The organism is Clavibacter sp. MX14-G9D, from assembly GCF_032917815.1.
Taxonomy (GTDB): Bacteria; Actinomycetota; Actinomycetes; order Actinomycetales; family Microbacteriaceae; genus Clavibacter; species Clavibacter michiganensis_K.
Window position 1 is genome coordinate 1 of the sequence record NZ_JAVCVL010000114.1, and the last position, 9,001, is coordinate 9,001.

Annotated in this window: 6 protein-coding genes; 5 read left to right on the top strand and 1 reads right to left on the bottom strand. The window is 73.2% G+C overall.

The annotated features are described in order from the left end of the window. Positions 1–3,196: Ig-like domain-containing protein (locus tag Q6969_RS10090; protein ID WP_317230323.1), on the bottom strand; the 3,196-nt coding region annotated here is incomplete at its 3' end. Between the two features lie 474 nt (positions 3,197–3,670). Here Q6969_RS10090 and dnaK point away from each other — a divergent pair. The 5 genes from dnaK to Q6969_RS10115 all read left to right on the top strand — a co-directional run. Further along, positions 3,671–5,542 (top strand): molecular chaperone DnaK, encoded by a 1,872-nt coding sequence (dnaK, locus tag Q6969_RS10095; RefSeq protein WP_317230324.1) that lies wholly within the window; start codon positions 3,671–3,673, stop codon positions 5,540–5,542. Next, positions 5,539–6,192 carry a nucleotide exchange factor GrpE gene (locus Q6969_RS10100; RefSeq protein ID WP_317230325.1) on the top strand — a complete coding sequence of 218 codons (654 nt, stop codon included), beginning with the start codon at positions 5,539–5,541 and terminating at the stop codon, positions 6,190–6,192. Before dnaK ends, Q6969_RS10100 begins: the two co-directional genes overlap by 4 nt. A gap of 120 nt (positions 6,193–6,312) precedes the next feature. Next, a complete protein-coding gene (locus Q6969_RS10105) occupies positions 6,313–7,326 on the top strand; it encodes a DnaJ C-terminal domain-containing protein (protein WP_104291267.1) in 1,014 nt (337 codons plus the stop codon). Position 7,327: 1 nt separating this feature from the next. Then, entirely contained in the window at positions 7,328–7,831 is a 504-nt protein-coding gene (locus tag Q6969_RS10110; protein WP_317230326.1) for a heat shock protein transcriptional repressor HspR, read from the top strand. Next, a partial coding sequence (locus Q6969_RS10115) for a class I SAM-dependent methyltransferase (protein ID WP_317230327.1) occupies positions 7,828–9,001 on the top strand: 1,174 nt, incomplete at its 3' end. The genes Q6969_RS10110 and Q6969_RS10115, both read left to right, overlap by 4 nt.

Consider the following 9,001-nt stretch of genomic DNA (forward strand, 5'->3'; position numbering starts at 1 on the left):
CGGCGCCGAGGCGGGCGACCTGCATCCAGGCGCCCGGCGTGGCGCCGGCGACGCGACGCTCCACGAGGAACGCGGTCGCGCCCGGCGTCGCGGCCCACGCGAGCGCGGTGCTCGGTCGGCCCGCGACGCAGCTCGCCGTGGCGGCGCCGATCGTCGTGGTGCTGGTCCAGGTGCCGGTGCCGGCTGCCTGCGTCGCCGTGTCGCGGTGGTGGAACCCGCGCGGGGCGAGGGGGGCGGGGTCGACGAAGACGGTGATCGTGGAGGAGACGACGATGCCGGTGCCCGGGGCCGACGGCCGGTCGGTCGCCGAGTAGGGGATCACGATGGTGCCCGTCCACCCGTCCGCGGCCGGCGTGTAGGTGCATGCCGTCGCCGCGCACGAGAAGGTTCCGCGCAGGCCCGAGGGCGGGGTCGCCCCCGTCACGGCCAGCGCGTCGCCGTCGGGGTCGGTGTCGTTGAGGGTCGGATCCACGGACACAGCGGGCCCGCCGGTCGTCGCCACGATGCGGTCCGGGCGTGCCACGGCGGCCCGGTTCAGCGGCGTCACCGTGACGGTCACGCGCACGTTCCAGGTGCCGACGGAGCTCGACAGCGAGTAGTCGAAGACGTCGGTGCCGGTGAAGAAGTCCGCCGAGCGGTACGTGCAGCGCCCGCGCTCGGTGCCGGTCGCGACGCAGGTGACGCTGCCCGAGACGGGGCTGGCCGGGACGGGTCCGGCGGCGCCGCCGACGAGGGTGGGCGTCGCGGACTGCTGGGCGCGGCTGAGGGTCGCGCCGGTCGCCGCAAGTCCGTCGTTGGCCAGCACGTCGATCACGACGGGCACGCCCTGGGCGGTGGTGGCGGCGTCGGGCAGCGGGTCCGGCACGGCGGTGACGGTCGCGGTCGCGTTCTGCGTGATCGTGGCGCCCGCCGATGTCGTGGCCCGCACGGTCGCGGTGTTGACGATGGAGCCGGACTGCACGTCCGCCGCGGTCGCCGCATAGGTGGAGGTGGCCGTCACGACCTGCCCGGGCGCGAGCGTGCCCGCGGTCCCCGGCCAGGTGTAGGCGGGTGCCGAGACGCCCGGGCGGGGATCCGAGACGCTGACGCCCGTGAGGGTCGTCGTGCCCGTGTTGGTGGCGCGGAACGTGTACGTGATCGGGCTGCCCGCGGCGGGCACGTTCGCGACGGACGCGGTCTTGGTGAGGGCGATCGTGGCGGTCCGCGCCAAGGAGACGTTCCGCGTGGCCTGTCCGGACGCCACGATGCCCGCGGGGCTCGTGCCGCGCGCGGTCGCCGTGTTCGCGACGGATCCCGCGTCGAGGTCGGTCTGCTTGACCGTGTAGCGCGCGGTCGCCGTGACCGATCCCCCGATGGGCAGGGAGCCCGCGGTGCCCGGCCAGGTGCCGTAGGTGATCGCGGAGAGTCCCGCGAGCGGGTCGGTCAGGGCCACGCCCGTGAGCGGCACGTTGCCGCTGTTCGTGATCCGGAAGGAGTAGTCGATGGTGGCGCCCACCGCGGCGCCGCCCGTGAGGACCGCGTCCTTCGTCACCGTGACGGCCGGGCCGTGGTTGACCTGGATGGTGGAGGTGGACGTGGCGGTGGGGGCGGCGACCCCCGCGAGCGTGCGGCCGTTCGCGGTGGCGGTGTTCACGAGGGTCGTGCCGGCGTTCACGTCGGCCTGGGTGACCGTGTACGGGGCGGCGGTGAAGGTCGCGGTGGAGGTCCCGATCCCGGCGGCGGACGCCGTGGTCGGGGTGAGGGACGCGGTCGCGGGGGTGATGCCCGAGACGCGGGGATCCGTCACGGCCACCTGCTGCAGGGACACGTTCCCGGTGTTCCGCGCGGTGAACGTGTAGGCGATGCGCTCCCCGACGTCCGCGCGGCCGTTGCCGTTGGAGTCGGTGAGCACGCCGACCTTCTCCAGCGACAGGGCGGGAGCGGGCGTCGCGATGGGCGCGGTCACGGTGCTCTGGTTGCTCGTCACGGGGATGAGGACGTTGAGCGCGCTCGCGGTCGCGGTGTTCACGAACGGTCCCGCGAGGGCCTCGGCGGCCGTCACGCGGTGCTGGCCCGTGCAGGTCATCGACCCGCCGACGATGATCCCCACCGCCACCGGGCAGGAGATGCCGGTCGCGTTCGGGTCGGTCACGGTGGGATTGAGCAGCAGCACGCCCGCGGTGTTCGTGAGGACGAACTGGTAGGGGATCACCGAGCCCTCGACGTACGCGGCGGGCTGCGCGACGGTGCGGTCGATCTGCTTGACGAGGTTGAGGGCGCGGAGGTCGTCGATGGAGGACACGCGGACGTTGCGGATCAGGTGCGCGTCGGTCTGGCCGCCCGTCGACCCGACGTACCCGAGCTTGAAGGAGGAGGGCGCGGGCGTGGTCATCGTGTACTGCAGGACCTGCGTGAGGCCGGAGTCGGCGAGCCCCGCGGTCTGACCGTGGTAGACGGTGACGACGGGGAGGCGCGCCGACGAGACGGTGATGCGGATGCTGCGGCCGAGGTCCGCGCCGGGCGCGGTGGCCGTGGTGGTGGTGGCCACGCCGCGCAGGGTCTTGCCGGTCGGGAGCGTCGCGCCCGTCAGGTAGCAGTACCCCGCCGTGCCCTGACCGGGTCCGCGCAGGGCGATCGCGTTGGGGCGCTGGCCGGGCGGCGTGACGCAGGCCGAGCCCGTGGTCCCGCCGCCGTTCGTGCTCGAGAAGCCGCCGTAGGCGTCGAGTCCCACCCCGAGGTAGCCGCCGTTGACGCCCGGGATCGTCCCGGCCTGCGAGTAGCCGAGCGCGCTCCCCGCCGCACCGGCCCCGGTGAGGGAGACGCCGCCGTCGGCGAGGAAGAAGCCGATCCCGTCGGCGCCGCTGGTGGCCGTGCCGTACTGGTATTGGTCGAAGCGGATGTCGAGTCCGCCGTTCGCGGGGATCGCGGTGTCGTAGACGACGCCGCCGGTGGCGTTGCCGCGGTTGTCGGTCAGCTGCAGGGATCCCGGCGTGGTCGCGGCCGCGGGGGCGAGGGTGCGGCTCGAGCAGATGCCGAGCGTGCTGCTGCCGCTCGGCGGAGCCGTCGTCGCGCGGGTCAGGCAGGCGCTGCCGAGCGGCTTCCAGGCGGGATCCGGCACGTTCGCGTTCCCGAAGGACTCGGCGATGAGCTGCGTGGCCGCGGTCGCGGGCTGCGCGGGCAGGGTCACGAGGAGCGTGGCGGCGAGGGCGGCGACCACGGTCGCGGCGATGCGCCGGACGAGAGGACGGCGCGGCCCGTCCGTCTCCGGTCGGGCAGCATGGACAGCACGCGCTCGCGCCACCTCGACCACCCCCGTGCTCCGGTGCGCCCCGGGCGGGGCGCCTCAGGCCCCCCGGCCTGCCATCTGACGCTAATGTGCTGATCAGAGCTGGTACAGGGTCCCAGTAGCGATCTAGGTGAACCAGTAGCCCCCGTTCGACGTCCCCGGGCCCCCGCCCGGGGCACACGCTGCGGCATCGGCACCCGGATCCTGTGAGTTGAGCCGACATCGCTCAAGTCCGCGCCCCCCCGACTTGACGCTCGGGGGAGCGCGAGTAGAGTTGAGTCATCGCGGCTCAAGTAGCACGCCGCTGACGAAGCGGCACCGCGAGACAGACTCCGCGGCACACCCGCGTCACCCACGAAGCGACCCCGTGACCCGGGCGTCGCGGCAATAGAAGGAGAACACCCCATGGCTCGTGCAGTAGGAATCGACCTGGGTACCACCAACTCGGTGGTCTCGGTCCTGGAGGGCGGGGAGCCCACCGTCATCGCCAACGCCGAGGGCGCGCGCACCACGCCGTCCGTCGTCGCGTTCACCAAGGACGGCGAGGTGCTGGTCGGCGAGACGGCCAAGCGCCAGAACGTCACCAACGTCGACCGCACCATCTCGTCGGTCAAGCGCCACATGGGCACCGACTGGACCGTCGGCATCGACGACAGGAAGTACACGTCGCAGGAGCTGTCGGCCCGCATCCTCGGCAAGCTCAAGCGCGACGCCGAGCAGTACCTGGGCGACTCGGTGACCGACGCGGTCATCACCGTCCCCGCGTACTTCAACGACGCCGAGCGCCAGGCCACGAAGGAGGCCGGCGAGATCGCGGGCCTCAACGTCCTGCGCATCATCAACGAGCCCACCGCGGCGGCCCTCGCCTACGGCCTCGACCGCGGCAAGGAGGACGAGCTCATCCTCGTCTTCGACCTCGGCGGCGGCACGTTCGACGTCTCCCTCCTCGAGGTGGGCAAGGACGACGACTTCAGCACCATCCAGGTCCGCTCCACCGCGGGCGACAACCGCCTCGGCGGCGACGACTGGGACCAGCGCATCGTCGACCACCTCGTCAAGCGCTTCAAGGAGTCGACGGGCGTCGACGTCTCCAACGACAAGATCGCCAAGCAGCGCCTCAAGGAGGCCGCGGAGCAGGCGAAGAAGGAGCTCAGCTCCTCCACCAGCACGAGCATCCAGCTGCCCTACCTCTCCCTCACGGAGAACGGCCCGGCCAACCTCGACGAGACGCTGACCCGCGCCAAGTTCGAGGAGCTCACGAACGACCTGCTCGAGCGCACCCGCAAGCCCTTCGAGGACGTCATCCGCGAGGCCGGCGTCTCGGTCGGCGACGTGGCCCACGTGGTCCTCGTCGGCGGATCCACCCGCATGCCCGCCGTCGTCGAGCTCGTCAAGAAGCTCACGGGCGGCAAGGAGCCCAACAAGGGCGTCAACCCGGACGAGGTCGTCGCCGTCGGCGCCGCGCTCCAGGCCGGCGTGCTGAAGGGCGAGCGCAAGGACGTCCTGCTCATCGACGTCACCCCCCTGAGCCTCGGCATCGAGACCAAGGGCGGCATCATGACCAAGCTCATCGAGCGCAACACGGCCATCCCGACCAAGCGCAGCGAGACCTTCACCACGGCCGACGACAACCAGCCGTCCGTCGCGATCCAGGTCTTCCAGGGCGAGCGCGAGTTCACCCGCGACAACAAGAACCTCGGCACCTTCGAGCTCACGGGAATCGCCCCGGCGCCCCGCGGGATCCCGCAGGTCGAGGTCACCTTCGACATCGACGCCAACGGCATCGTGCACGTGTCCGCCAAGGACAAGGGCACCGGCAAGGAGCAGTCGATGACCATCACGGGCGGATCCTCGCTCGCGAAGGAGGACATCGAGCGCATGGTGCGCGAGGCCGAGGAGCACGCGGCGGAGGACAAGACGCGCCGCGAGCAGGCCGAGGTGCGCAACAACGCCGAGCAGCTCGCCTACTCGATCGACAAGCTCATCAAGGAGAACGACGACAAGCTCCCCGAGGACGTCAAGTCCGAGGTCCAGGGCGACGTCGACGGCCTGAAGAGCGCCCTCGCGGGCGACGACGAGGCCGCGGTGAAGACCGCGTTCGACAAGCTCTCCGCGAGCCAGACCAAGCTCGGCGAGGCCATCTACGCGCAGGGCCAGCAGGAGCAGGCCGCCGGTGAGGCGTCCGAGGGCGCGCCCGAGGCGAAGAAGGACGACGAGGACATCGTCGACGCCGAGGTCGTGGACGAGGACGACGAGGACAAGAAGTCCGACCGATGACCGAGGACACCGCGAACGGCGAGGGCACGACGCCCGAGGACGAGGGCACCGAGCAGTCGGCCGCCCCGTCCCCGGCCGGGTCCGACGCGACGGCGGACGCCGCGGCCGACGCGGCCTCCGTCCCCGGTGAGGACGGCGCGTTCGTCGAGGCCGAGGGCCCCGACGTCGAGACGACCGACGCCATGGACGAGGAGCTCCAGGACCTCATCGAGCAGACCCGGAACGAGCCCGTCGAGGGCGACTCCGAGCACCTCGCGGACCTGAAGCGCGTCACCGCGGAGTACGCCAACTACCGCAAGCGCACCGAGGCCAACCGCGAGATCGAGCGGCAGCGCGCGGTCGGCGACGTGGTCAAGGGCATCCTGCCGGTGCTCGACGACCTCGACCGGGCCGAGAAGCACGGCGACCTCGCGGAGGGCGGACCGCTCACCGCGATCGTCGCCAAGCTGCGGACGAGCGTGGAGCGCATCGGGCTGGTCAAGGTGGGCGCCGTCGGCGACGCCTTCGACCCGCAGGTGCACGAGGCGATCTTCCAGAAGCCGAACCCCGAGGTCCAGGTGGACACCGTGGCGGACGTCGTCGAGAGTGGCTACTACGTCGGCGAGACGCTGCTGCGGGCCGCGAAGGTCGTCGTCGACAAGCCGGAGTAGCACCATCATCCGCAGCATCCACGAGGCTGCACCCACCCCGGTCCGGGCCCCCGCGCACGCGGGCGCCCGGACCGGGTCGTGCAGCCCCCACCACGAGACGAAGAAGAAGGGAGGCGTCTGATGGCCAGCCAGGACTGGTTCGACAAGGACTTCTACAAGGTCCTCGGAGTGTCCAAGGACGTCTCGGAGGCCGACCTGAAGAAGGCCTACCGCAAGCTCGCCCGGCAGTACCACCCGGACAGCAACCCGGATCCGTCGGCCGAGGCGCGCTTCAAGGAGATCAGCGAGGCGAACGCCGTGCTGTCCGACAAGGAGCAGCGCAAGGAGTACGACCAGGTCCGCGCGATGGGCTCGGGCGCGCGCTTCACGGCACCCGGTGCCGGCGGCGGCCAGGCGGGCGGGTTCGAGGACGTGTTCGGCGGCATGTTCGGCCAGCAGGCCGGCGGCCGCGGGCGGCGCGCCGGGTTCGGATCCGGCCAGCCGCAGTACGGCCAGGGCGGGTTCGAGGACATCCTCGGCGGCATGTTCGGCAACGGCGGCTTCGGCCAGTCGACCGGCGGCTACCGGGGCTACGGCGCCCCCACGAAGGGCCGCGACGTCACCGCGTCCACCACGATCGACTTCCTCACCGCGGTGCAGGGCGACGTCGTGCGCCTGCAGGACTCCGACGGCCGCCCCATCACGGTGCGCGTGCCGGCGGGGGTCACCGACGGGCAGAAGATCCGCCTGGCCGGCAAGGGCGAGCCTTCCGGCGACGGCGGCGCGACCGGCGACATCATCCTCACCGTGCACGTGCGGCCCCACCCCGTGTTCGAGCGGGACGGGCTGAACCTCCGGGTGAACGTGCCCGTCACGTTCCCCGAGGCCGCGCTCGGCGCGACCATCGAGGTGCCCACGCTCGGCGGCGACCCGGTGCGGCTGAAGGTCGCGCCCGGCACGTCCAGCGGCAAGGTGCTGCGCGTCAAGGGACGCGGCGTCACCACCCCGAAGGGCACGGGCGACCTGCTCGCGCGCATCGAGGTGGCGGTGCCCTCGCGCCTCACCGACGCCCAGCGGATCGCGCTCGACGCGTTCGCGGGCTCGGGACCCGCCGAGGACCCGCGCTCCGAGCTCATCGAGCGGGCCCGGGGCTGACATGGACCCCCGCGACGCCATGGACGAGGACGCGCCCGTCTTCGTGATCTCCGTGGCGGCCGAGCTGTCGGGCATGCACCCGCAGACGCTCCGGCAGTACGACCGGCTCGGGCTCGTGTCGCCCACCCGCACGGCCGGGCGCTCCCGCCGCTACTCGATGCGCGACATCGTGCAGCTGCGGGAGGTCGCCCGGCTGGGCGCGGAGGGCGTCAGCCTCGAGGGGATCGCGCGGATCCTGGAGCTCGAGAACCAGGTGACCGAGCTCCGCGGCCGCGTGCGGCAGCTCGAGTCGGCCCTCGCCGACGAGCTCCTCTCCCGACCCGGCCGCCGGGTGTTCGCGGCCCGCGGCGACGGCGACGTCGTGTCGCTCCGCGCAGGCGTGCGCCCCTCCCGGCAGACCGAGGTCGTGCTCTACCGCGCGGCGCTCACCATGCCGGACGCCGGACGCGGATCCGCAGAGCGCGGATCCGCCGAGCGCGGACCCGGCGGGCGCGACGCACGGTGAGCGACACCGCCGACGAGCTCCTCGACCTCGGCGCGCTCCGCCGCCGGCCCGACGTGGAGGCCGACAACCTCTTCGCGGTGGACGCCGCCGACCGCCTGCTCCTCGACGAGCTGATCGCGCTCCTCGCGACGACCGCGGACGCCGGGCATCCCGTCCGACCGGACGAGCTCGTCGTCATCGGCGACCAGTACGGCGCGCTGGCGCTCGGCGCGGCCGCGGCGCTGCGGCGGTCCGGCGCGACGGATCCGCTGCGCCTCCGCGTCCACCAGGACGCGCTGAGCTCCGAGACCGCGCTCGACCTCAACGCGGAGCTCGTCGGCGAGACGGCCGTGATCGCCCACCACGGCCTCGACGACGCCCTCGCCGCCGGCGCCCGGGTGGTCCTCGCGCGCCTCCCGCGCAGCCTCGACGCCCTCGACGAGTGGGCGGGCCTCGTCGCCCGGGCCGCCGCCGACGACGTCACGGTGCTCGCCGGAGGTCGCGTCAAGCACCTCACGCCCGCCATGACCGACGTGCTCCGCCGCCGGTTCGCGGACGTGCACGCGACGCTCGCGCGGCAGAAGTCCCGGGTCCTGGTCGCGCGCGGTCCCGTGCGCGGGGACGACGGCGACCCCTACCCGCGCGGCGGGTCGCACCCCGACCTCGGCCTCGAGGTCCGCGCGCACGGCGCCGCGTTCGCGGGTGCCCGCATCGACATCGGCACGCGCTTCCTGCTGACCTTCCTCCCCGAGCTGCCCGACGACGCCCGGTCCGCCGTCGACCTCGGCTGCGGCACGGGCGTCATCGCCTCGGCCGTGGCGCTCGCCCGGCCGGGGCTGCGCGTCGTCGCGACCGACCAGTCGTGGGCCGCCGTCGACTCCGCGCGCGCCACCGTCGCCGCCAACGGGCTCGCGGGGCGGGTGACCGTGGTGCGCGACGACGCGGGCGCGTCCGTGCCCGACGGATCCGCGGACCTCGTGCTCCTCAACCCGCCTTTCCACACGGGCGCCACCGTGCACGCGGGCCTCGCGCCGCGCCTCTTCGCCGAGGCCGCCCGCATGCTCCGTCCCGGCGGCCAGCTGTGGACCGTCTACAACAGCCCGCTCGGCTACCGGCCGCAGCTCACGCGCATCGTCGGGCCCACCCGCGAGGCCGGGCGGAACGCGAAGTTCACGGTCGCCGTCTCGACGA